This is a genomic window from Solidesulfovibrio sp., assembly GCF_029978005.1.
In the GTDB taxonomy this organism is placed as follows: Bacteria; Desulfobacterota; Desulfovibrionia; order Desulfovibrionales; family Desulfovibrionaceae; genus Solidesulfovibrio.
The window spans coordinates 1-2,471 of the sequence record NZ_JARKOZ010000016.1 but is presented as its reverse complement, the minus strand read 5'-3'; the positions used below and the strand labels follow the sequence as shown (position 1 = coordinate 2,471).

The following is a 2,471-nucleotide window of genomic DNA, read 5'->3' as shown; positions in this document are numbered from 1 at the left end:
GTCCCATGGCCCAGATCGACGCCTTTTTTAAAATGCTCAAGGAAACCGGGGCATCGGACCTCCACCTGGCCAGCGGCTCCCAGCCCATGCTGCGCTTAAACGGCCGCCTGGAACGCATCAAGTACAAGGTGCTGGAGGTGGAGGAGCTCAAGTCCCTGCTCTACGAGATCGCGCCCGAGCGGCTGATCAAGACCTTCGAGGAGACGGGCGACCTGGACTTCGCCTACGCCGCGCCGGGCATCGGCCGCATGCGCGCCAACTACTTCCGCCAGGAGCGCGGCGTCTCCGCCGCCTTCCGGGCCATCCCCGAGGTGGTGCCGACCCTGGCCGACCTGGGCCTGCCGGGCATCCTGGCGGAGCTCGCCATGCGCCCCAAGGGGCTGGTTCTGGTCACCGGTCCCACGGGCTCTGGCAAGTCCACCACCCGGGCCGCCATGGTGCGCCACGCCGCGGACAACCGCCGCGACCACCTCATCACCCTCGAGGACCCCATCGAGTTCGTGCACGCCTCGGCCGGCTGTCTGGTCAACCAGCGCGAGGTGGGGCGCGACACCCGCTCCTTCGCCGCCGCCTTGCGCGGAGCCCTGCGCGAGGACCCGGACATCGTGCTCGTCGGCGAAATGCGCGACCTGGAGACCATCGAGCTGGCCCTGGAGGCGGCCGAGACCGGACACCTGGTCCTTTCCACCCTGCACACCGTCTCGGCCGCCAAGACCATCGACCGCATCATCGACGTGTTTCCCGGCGACCGGCAGGCGCAGATCCGTTCGGCCCTGTCCGAATCGCTGTGCGCCGTGGTCTCCCAGATGCTTTTTTCCCGGGCCGACGCCCCCGGCCGGGCGCTGGCCCAGGAGATCCTCCTGGCCAACACGGCCGTGCGCAACCTCATCCGGGAAAACAAGGTGTTTCAAATCTTTTCCGTGATGGAGACCGGCAAGGCCGGCGGCATGAAGACCCTGGACGAGTCCCTGCTGGAACTGCTCGCCGCCGGCCGCATCGACCCGGCCGACGCCTGGCGCAACGCGGTCAACAAGGCGCGCTTTTCCGCCGCCGCCCCGACGGGTTCCGAAAGGACGGCCTAGGCCATGTCGCGGCCCGTCCTCGACGCCCTGGCCGGCGCGGCCCTGGCCGCCGCGCCCGCGGCCTCGGACTACCTCTTCACCGCCGGCGCGCCGCCCACGGCCCTGGTGGACGGGGCCGCGATCCGCCTGACCCTGCCCGGCTGCCACGGCGCGCTCTCCCCGGGCCAGACCGAAGCCCTGGCCCGGGGCATCGTCGGCACGGACGCGCGCCTTCTCGCCGACCTGCGCGGCCGCGGCGGCTGCGACGCCGCCTACGCCCATCCGGCCGGGACGCGTTTTCGGGTCAACGTGTTCCGGGCCGGCGACAGCCTGGGGCTGGTGCTGCGCCGCCTGCCCGCCGCGCCGCCCGAGCTTTCCGCCCTGGGCCTGCCGCCGGTCTTTTCCCGCCTGACCGAACTGGCCGAGGGGCTGGTGCTGGTGGTCGGGGCCACGGGCTCGGGCAAGTCCACCACGCTCGCGGCGCTGGTTTCCGCCATCCTGGCCGCCCGGGCCGTCCACGTGGTCACCCTGGAGGACCCGGTGGAGTGCCTGTTCCCGCCCGGGCGCGGCATCGTCAGCCAACGCGAGCTCGGCACGGACTTTCCGGATTTCGCCGACGGCATCCGCTCGGCCCTGCGCCAGGCCCCCCACGTCATCCTCGTGGGCGAGGCCCGCGACCGCGAGACCGTGGACGCCGCCCTGGGCGCGGCCGAGACCGGCCACCTGGTCCTCGCCACGCTGCACACCGCCGACTGCTCCGGCGCGGTGGAGCGGCTGCTGGCCTTTTTCTCCCCCGGCGAGCAGCGCCTGGCCCGCCAGCGCCTGGCCGCGAGCCTTCGCTACGTGGCCGCCCAGCGGCTTTTGCCGCGCCTTGGCGGCGGCCGGGCCGTGTCCGTGGAGGTGCTGGCCGCCACCCTTCGCGTGCGCGACCGCATCCTGTCCGGCGAAAGCGACGCCATGGGATTTTCCGACATCATCGAGCAGGGCCAGCCCCACGGCATGGTCGGCTTCGACGCCTCCACGGCCGCGCTCTACGCCGCCGGGGTGGTGAGCGAGGAGACGGCCGTCGCGCGCGCCGCCGACCGGGCCGCCCTGTCCCGGGCCCTGGACGCGGTCAAGGCCGCCCGGGGCCAGCCCGTGTCCGCCATCACCGGCCTCGACCTCGACCGCCCGGCCCCGCCCGGGGAAGGGGGCAAGCCATGACCGCCGTCTCCTGCCCCTGCGGCGGCTTCAGCCTGACGCTCGCCCCGGACAAGCCGCCGCTCGGCGGCAAGGCGGCCTTCACCTGCCCGGCCTGCGGCCGGCGCCGCGCCTTTACTCGCACCCCGGACGGCGCTGTCTTCGACGCGGCCGCCCCGGCCCCGCCCCCTCCGCCGGCCGTGGCCCCCCCGCCCGCGCCGGCGGCCGCCC

Annotated in this window: 2 protein-coding genes and 1 pseudogene; all 3 read left to right on the top strand. The window is 73.7% G+C overall.

The features are described 5' to 3' along the window. Positions 1–5: 5 nt before the first annotated feature. Positions 6–1,082 carry a type IV pilus twitching motility protein PilT gene (locus Q1K70_RS01910; protein ID WP_300154974.1) on the top strand — a complete coding sequence of 359 codons (1,077 nt, stop codon included), beginning with the start codon at positions 6–8 and terminating at the stop codon, positions 1,080–1,082. 3 nt (positions 1,083–1,085) lie between these two features. Beyond that, positions 1,086–2,264, top strand: coding sequence for an ATPase, T2SS/T4P/T4SS family (locus tag Q1K70_RS01905; protein ID WP_300154971.1), 1,179 nt, complete (start codon positions 1,086–1,088; stop codon positions 2,262–2,264). Continuing rightward, a pseudogene (locus tag Q1K70_RS01900) lies at positions 2,261–2,471 on the top strand (hypothetical protein); the annotation flags it as partial. The gene Q1K70_RS01905 and the pseudogene Q1K70_RS01900, both read left to right, overlap by 4 nt.

What these genes read in the sequence shown, in the direction of transcription:
- Q1K70_RS01905 (WP_300154971.1), top strand. Translation starts at nt 1,086, where the DNA reads ATGTCGCGGCCCGTCCTCGACGCCCTGGCCGGCGCGGCCCTGGCCGCC.
- Q1K70_RS01910 (WP_300154974.1), top strand. Translation starts at nt 6, where the DNA reads ATGGCCCAGATCGACGCCTTTTTTAAAATGCTCAAGGAAACCGGGGCA.